Consider the following 6,537-nt stretch of genomic DNA (forward strand, 5'->3'; position numbering starts at 1 on the left):
ATTGCCCATGTATGCTGATGCTCGCCGCTATACTGAACCGCGTCTTCCCAACCAACGCTGGCAAATGTATTCGGCTAACCCAACCCTCGCCCAATCTATTGCTAACACTCATCAACTTTCGCCTTTGATTGCCCAAGTTGCCATTAATCGCGGGGCAGATAGTTTAGCTAAGGCGCGAGATTATCTCAACCCGGAATTGCTAGATTTGCCGCATCCGTTGGAGGAATTTCTAGATCTAGCGTTCAGTATAGAGTTATTAGAGAGCGCGATCGCATCCGGCGAAAAAATTGCCATTTGTGGCGACTATGACGCCGACGGAATGACGAGTACCGCCCTACTTTGGCGGGCATTAGGGGCATTAGGGGCAAACATTAATTATGCTATCCCTAGCCGAATGCATGAGGGCTATGGAATTAACGTGCGGATCGTCGAAGAGTTCCACGCTGAAGGGGTGAAGCTGATCCTGACGGTGGATAATGGGATTGCGGCTTACGAACCAATTGCAAGGGCGAGGGAATTGGGCTTAAAGGTCATTGTTACCGATCACCACGATTTACCACCGAACCTACCGCCCGCCAATGCCATTTTAAACCCCAAACTTCTTCCTCAATCTTCTCCCTACTGGGGGTTAGCCGGGGTGGGGATGGCTTATGTACTGGCGGTGACGCTAGCCCAACAACTCCGCAAGGATGGGTTAATCTTGCGATCGTGCTTGGAACTGTTTACCCTGGGAACGATTGCCGATCTTGCACCGTTGAAAGGGGTGAACCGACGCTGGTTAAAACGCGGTTTAGCTAAATTACCCCAATCTCAACTAGCAGGAATACAGGCATTAATTCAGGTGTCGGGGGTAAGCGATACCCAAAAAGCGCTGAAACCGGACGATATTGGCTTCCGCTTGGGGCCTCGGATCAATGCGGTGGGGAGACTGGCCGATCCGCAAATTGTCATAGAATTGCTAACGACGGATAACCCCGGAGTGGCGTTAGAACGGGCGATGCAGTGCGAACAAATTAATAAACATCGCCAGCAACTGTGCGAGGAAATCGAACAACACGCGATCGCCTGGGTTGAAGAAAGTTTACTCGATTTGCAGGCCGAACGGGTGTTAGTAGTAGTGCAACCGGGATGGCATCATGGAGTCATTGGGATTGTTGCGTCTCGCTTGGTGGAACGTTACGGGGTTCCGGTGTTTATTGGTACCTACGAGGATGACACCCATATTCGCGGTTCTGCTCGGAGCATCCCGGAGTTTAATGTATTCGAGGCGTTACAATTTTGTAGCGATTTATTGGGTAAATTTGGCGGACATCAGGCGGCGGGTGGTTTTTCCCTCCCGGCGGAGAACTTAGAAGCCTTGCAAACCCGTCTCAGTCAGTTCGCCCATCAATGCTTGCAACCCCAACACCTGAAACCGCTGGTTAAAGTGGATGCGTTAGCCGATTTTGCGGCGATTGATGCCCAATTGTACCAGCAGATTGAGAAGCTTCAGCCCTGCGGGATTGAAAACGATTCTCCCACGTTCTGGACGCCGGATGTGCGTATCCTAGAGCAAAAGGTGGTGGGTAAAAATCATCTGAAGGTGACTTTTGCCCAAGATCGGCGCGAACAGTTGAAAATACTGAATGCGATCGCATGGCGCTGGGGTCAATATTATCCCCTGCCAACGCGTTTAGATATCGCCTACCGACTGCGCGAGAATACCTGGAATGGGAATACGAATGTGGAGTTAGAGTTAGTGGGCGCTCGTCTGCCTGAAGTCATGAGTTAATCGAGTGTTGCGGATTTTGAAGGATTTGGGCAAAATCGTCTCGCAACGGCGCGATCGCCCTTAAATGCAGAGAAGCCGCCCGCGATCGCAAACCCAACGATTCGCAAACCCGGAACGGCTCTTCCTCCCAATGTTAAAATGGCAAGCTTAACCTGTCTTAAAGATCGCCGCCGCGTGCTGCTAGCAGAAAAATCACAACAGGCCCAGCAATCACGATCAAGGCTAGCATGGTGAGTTGAGCAATAACTTCCCAGTTAACGCTGCCTACGATGTTCGTAATAAAATCCATATTTCCTCCCAAATGATCCCCAAGGATTTAAGGAAAAATCCAACTTTTTATTTTAGAGGGCAAGGGCGTCTGATTTTTAAGGTTTTTTATAAAACTCAACAAAAGTTAAGTTACAAACCGTTACAGAAGCGATCGCCATCCCATTGCCCTAGGAAAACTCTACAATGAATTGGGGCATTCGAGAAGAACTATGGCCAATTGGCACTGTGTAAAAAAATGTGGAGCTTGCTGTCATCTCGATCCGACGGATCGACCGGATCTAGAAGATTATTTAAATCCAGAGGAACTGAGCGTTTATCTCAGCTTGGTGGGTGAAGATGGCTGGTGCATCCATTTTGACCACGATACCCGCCAATGCAGTATTTATGCGGACAGACCGCGTTTTTGTCGGGTTCAACAGGATGTATTTGGCGATCTCTATGGCATTGAACCCGAAGAATTAAATGATTTTGCCATCGACTGTTGTCGCGAGCAAATTGAGGGCGTTTATGGCGATCGCTCTTTAGAGATGATCCGATTTAACCAGGAAGTGGGCATCTAAAAAAGCGATCGCCCTGACTTGTCGTTCTCAGACGGCCCCTTTTAAGCGTCGCAGCCGATCGGAAAAACTCCGCATCACTTGCAACGCAAACACGGGAGTTTCTTGAATGGCAAACAGAAACCGTTCTTCATCCAAATAAGCTAACTTACAATCGGTTTTAGCGATCGCCGTTGAAGCTCTAGAACCGGAAGGATGAACTAAGGCCCCTTCTCCAAACACATCCCCTGCTTGGATCGTTTCTATCGGAGTCCCATTCACCCATAACTCTACCTCTCCTTCTAGCACGCCGTACATATAGTCTTTTGGCCGACCTACCTCAAAAATGGTTTCCCCGGCGGCGAAGGTTTTCGGCTCAGAGCGTTGATAAATTTCGACAGTTTTTGCAGGATTTAACATAGGACCTTGCTGATTCCCCGACGATTTACATTTTAGGGGTTCATCGAAAATTTGGGTCTGAAACCCCGTCCTTCTAGGACGGCTTTACATTGGAAGTGGTAGAATGCGAGGCATGGAAAAGGCTTACAGCTATCGATTCTACCCCACACAGAATCAAGAGTCGCTACTTCGGCAGACTCTAGGATGTGTCAGGCTGGTCTACAATCGTGCCTTAGCCGAACGAACAGCCGCATGGTACGAAAGGCAGGAGAGAATCGGATACGCCCAAACCTCTTCGATGTTGACGGGGTGGAAAAAGCAAGATGACCTCCAGTTTTTGAACGAGGTGAGCTGTGTGCCATTGCAGCAAGGCTTGAGACATCTGCAAACCGCCTATACCAACTTTTTCTCAGGTCGGGCAAAATATCCCAACTTTAAAAAGAAGCGCAATGGGGGCAGTGCAGAGTTTACCAAGTCAGCTTTTAAGTGGAAAAACGGTAAAGTGTTTTTGGCGAAGTGCTTGGAACCCTTGAACATTCGATGGTCTAGACAGTTGCCGAAAGGCGTTGAACCGTCTACGGTTACAGTGAGATTGAATCCGGCCCAACAGTGGTACATCAGCTTGAGATTTGTTGACCCTAGAGAGTTGACGTTGAAGCCTGTCAATCAAGCAGTTGGGTTGGATGCTGGAATCACCAGTCTGGTCACGCTGAGTACAGGTGAAAAGGTTGCTAATCCCAAGCATTTTAATCAGCGTTACCAGCAACTGCGTCAGGCGCAAAAAGCGTTGAGCCGCAAACAGAAGGGTTCTCGAAATCGAGAGAAAGCGCGGCTGAAAGTTGCCCGGATTCAAGCTGGAATTGCTAATTCCAGAAAAGACCATTTGCACAAACTGACGACTCGGTTGATTCGTGAAAATCAAACGATTGCCATTGAGTCGTTGGTGGTGAAAAACCTGGTCAAGAATCACAAGCTTGCCCGTGCCATCAGTGATGCGGGATGGGGTGAGATGGTTCGTCAACTGGAATACAAAGTCAAGTGGTATGGTCGAGACTTGGTAAAAGTTGACTGATGGTTCCCCAGTTCTAAATGCTGCGGAAATTGCGGTCACGTTGTTGAACGATTGCCGTTGAGTGTCCGGGAGTGGGATTGTCCAAAGTGCGGGACTCACCACGACCGAGATGTAAATGCGGCTGGTAATATCTTGAGGCAGTGCGGTCTTGGGGTCTCCCCAAGTAGAACAACTGCCGTGGCTGTAGGACATACAGTGTCAGTCTGTGGAGCGACCGTAAGACCAGAAGAGAGTAAATCTTGGAAGGCAGGTGCTAAGAAGCAGAAACCTAAATCGTGAGGTTTGGGAATCACCGCACCTTTAGGTCGGTGAGGATGTCAACTAGCGTCTGTCTGTAATCTAGCGACCGCGCCAAATTCGGATCGTTCGATCCTCACCCCCGCTAACCAGCGTTTTTCGATCGGGACTGATGGCTAAAGCCCAAACCGATCCTCTATGCTCGGCGAGCGTATCTCTCATTTGACGAGTGGGAAGGTCCCACAGTTTGATAGTACCATCGCTGCTGCCACTGACTAGGGTTTGCCCGTCTGTCGTGAGGGCGAGGGCGAGAACGTAATTGGCATGAGCCGTTAAAATATCTTGGAGTTGTTCTGTCGGTAAATGCCAGATCCGGATCGTGTTATCGCTACTCCCACTCAGCAGGGTTTCGCCATCGGGTGCGATCGCCAATGCCCGAATTGCCCCTTGATGTCCCGTTAGGGTATTTTTAAGCTGGCCGGTTGCTATATCCCAGAGTTTAATGGTGCTGTCTTCGCTACCGCTGACTAGGGTTTGTCCGTCGGGAGTAATGGCAAGCGTGCGAACCCATCCGGTATGTCCAGATAAGGTATTTTTGAGTTGACCCGTTGCGATATCCCAGATTTTAATGGTTTGGTCGCTGCTACCGCTGGCTAGCGTTTGTCCATCGGGACTAAACGCCACCGCAAACACATTTCCTTGATGTCCGGTTAGGGTACGTTTGGGTTGACCTGTCCTGAGATCCCAGAGCTTAACCGTCCGGTAAGTATTCCCGCTAGCAAGCGTTTGTCCATCGGGAGTCAGCGCGATCGCTAAAACATCATCCACCAAATTTGCTTTTAAAGCTTGGGCTTGCCAATCCCAGATTTTGATAGTTTTATCTTGGGTAGCACTGACTAGGGTTTGTCCATCCGGCGCGATCGCTAAAGCAATAATGGTTCCTGTTAAATACCGATCGATCGTTGTTGCTAAACTCAGATTGCCTTCGCTAAGGGTAGGAATTGACCGCCGACTGATAGAATAGCCCCCCACAATACTCAGTACCAAAATAGTGCTTGCGATCCAGATGGGAAAGCGGCGAGGTTTAGCACTCGGAAGCCTCTGGGTAACGCCAAGCGTGGAGACTACCGGCGTAAGGGGAGGAGACGACAAATCTTTTAACACCGCCTCAGCGGAAGCATAACGGCGATCGCGATCCTTTTGCAACAGGCGGTCTAAAACCTGCACGATCTCAGAACCGATCGGCTGGCGGAGGTGATTTTTCCAGGTTTTCACCCATTCGTAGCCTTGATCTAAAAACAGATGGTGCGGATCGACCTGTGTCAGCAGGCGAAAACAAGTCACCCCTAAACTATACAAGTCGCTGGCGGGATAAGCTTCTCCTTGTTGCATTTGTTCGAGGGGTGCATAACCCAACGTCCCGATCTGCGTTCCCCCAGTCGTAAACGCTAACTGCTTAGAAGCCCCAAAGTCAATTAAGACATACTGCGCCTCTATTGCAGTCCGTTGCATAATATTGGCGGGTTTTAAGTCGCGATGGATGACTTGGCGATCGTGGATAAATTGCAAAACCGGGAGTAAACTGACCAAGAGATCGTAGATTTGGCGATCGCTCCAAGCCTGAGTTTGGACTTTATCTAACGTCTGACCTGGGATAAACTGCTGAACGAGGTAAAGCTGTTTTTGTTCTTCAAAGTAGGCGTACAGCGTGGGAATTTGCGGATGTTCGCCAAGCTGCTGTAACTGCCGCGCTTCAAGTTCAAACAGTTCTTTCGCTTTCTGTAACGCCCATGTTCCCTGAACCTTTGGCGCTAACTGCTTAATAACGCATAATTCATTTAATTTGTCAATATCTTCAGCTAAATAAGTCCGTCCAAATCCCCCTTGATTCGACAGCAGTTGCTTCACCCGATAATGCCCCCGCAACAACCCCATCGGCGTCCCGCAAGCCTGACACACCGCATTCACCTCTGGATTAACAGGATTTGGACACTCAGGATTGATGCAGCAGAGCATAGGGGAAGAGGGGAATTGGGAGTTGGGAGTTGGGAGTTGGGGAAGAGGGGAATTGGGAGTGGGAGTTAGGAGTTGGGGAAGAGGGAAGAAGGAGAATTGGGAAGGAGAGTAAATCTATTGTTCTACATATCTCTCAGCACTATTGAACCCACTCAGCACAACTGCTAACGCAGAAGCTAAAGCAACAGCAATTCTCTACTCAAGCACTCTTTTCCCACTCGGAACTCGGAACTCGG

General features: G+C 49.4%; 5 protein-coding genes and 1 pseudogene. 3 read left to right on the forward strand and 3 right to left on the reverse strand.

The window, feature by feature from the left end; genetic code table 11:
- Window positions 1-7: 7 nt before the first annotated feature.
- Entirely contained in the window at window positions 8-1,771 is a 1,764-nt protein-coding gene (recJ, locus tag QQ055_RS02080) for a single-stranded-DNA-specific exonuclease RecJ (protein ID WP_286004154.1), read from the forward strand.
- Window positions 1,772-1,928: 157 nt separating this feature from the next.
- On the opposite strand, the gene psb30 is transcribed toward recJ, so the two are convergent.
- Window positions 1,929-2,060 (reverse strand): photosystem II reaction center protein Ycf12/Psb30, encoded by a 132-nt coding sequence (gene psb30 / locus QQ055_RS02085; protein WP_069969450.1) that lies wholly within the window; start codon window positions 2,058-2,060, stop codon window positions 1,929-1,931.
- 190 nt (window positions 2,061-2,250) lie between these two features.
- On the opposite strand from psb30, the gene QQ055_RS02090 reads away from it, so the two are divergent.
- Window positions 2,251-2,601 carry a YkgJ family cysteine cluster protein gene (locus tag QQ055_RS02090; protein ID WP_286004155.1) on the forward strand — a complete coding sequence of 117 codons (351 nt, stop codon included), beginning with the start codon at window positions 2,251-2,253 and terminating at the stop codon, window positions 2,599-2,601.
- 27 nt (window positions 2,602-2,628) lie between these two features.
- On the opposite strand, the gene QQ055_RS02095 is transcribed toward QQ055_RS02090, so the two are convergent.
- The gene (locus QQ055_RS02095) at window positions 2,629-2,997 is read right to left on the reverse strand and encodes a Crp/Fnr family transcriptional regulator (RefSeq protein ID WP_286004156.1); all 369 of its coding nucleotides are present in this window, start codon (window positions 2,995-2,997) and stop codon (window positions 2,629-2,631) included.
- Between the two features lie 112 nt (window positions 2,998-3,109).
- Between QQ055_RS02095 and QQ055_RS02100 the strand changes: the two are divergent.
- Window positions 3,110-4,327, forward strand: a pseudogene (locus QQ055_RS02100) (RNA-guided endonuclease InsQ/TnpB family protein).
- Window positions 4,328-4,387: 60 nt separating this feature from the next.
- On the opposite strand, the gene QQ055_RS02105 reads toward QQ055_RS02100, so the two are convergent.
- Window positions 4,388-6,301 carry a serine/threonine-protein kinase gene (locus QQ055_RS02105; RefSeq protein WP_286004157.1) on the reverse strand — a complete coding sequence of 638 codons (1,914 nt, stop codon included), beginning with the start codon at window positions 6,299-6,301 and terminating at the stop codon, window positions 4,388-4,390.
- Window positions 6,302-6,537: the final 236 nt, after the last annotated feature.

This window comes from Geitlerinema calcuttense NRMC-F 0142 (assembly GCF_030285425.1).

Coding starts and splice junctions, on each gene's coding strand:
- QQ055_RS02095 (WP_286004156.1), bottom strand. CDS start 2,997: ATGTTAAATCCTGCAAAAACTGTCGAAATTTATCAACGCTCTGAGCCG.
- recJ (WP_286004154.1), top strand. CDS start 8: ATGTATGCTGATGCTCGCCGCTATACTGAACCGCGTCTTCCCAACCAA.
- QQ055_RS02105 (WP_286004157.1), bottom strand. CDS start 6,301: ATGCTCTGCTGCATCAATCCTGAGTGTCCAAATCCTGTTAATCCAGAG.
- psb30 (WP_069969450.1), bottom strand. CDS start 2,060: ATGGATTTTATTACGAACATCGTAGGCAGCGTTAACTGGGAAGTTATT.
- QQ055_RS02090 (WP_286004155.1), top strand. CDS start 2,251: ATGGCCAATTGGCACTGTGTAAAAAAATGTGGAGCTTGCTGTCATCTC.